1 protein-coding gene is annotated in these 258 nt (G+C 50.8%); it reads left to right on the top strand.

Features of this window, described 5'->3' with window-relative positions; genetic code table 11:
- Positions 1-33: 33 nt before the first annotated feature.
- Positions 34-258: CsiV family protein (locus Q4563_RS20835; RefSeq protein ID WP_303605875.1), on the top strand; the 225-nt coding region annotated here is incomplete at its 3' end.

Genomic DNA, 258 nt, shown 5'->3' on the forward strand with positions numbered 1-258 from the left:
AGACTGTCGACCAGACAACGGAAGCAATTACCCATGAAATCAATCTTTACCCCGCTACTGAGTACAGTCTCATCCGCTTTACTATTGTTTTGCAGCAATGCAGGCCTAGCGCAAAGCTCCCCGCACGAAGGCTGGTATGAAGTCGAAGTCATCGTTTTTTCCCGTCCTTTAAGCAGTGATGAGCGCTGGCCTGAAGACATCACACTGGACTCCCCACTCAACTGGGAAGCGCTAAAAGACCCTGAGGCCGACTATCGA

Source organism: Gilvimarinus sp. 1_MG-2023 (assembly GCF_030548285.1).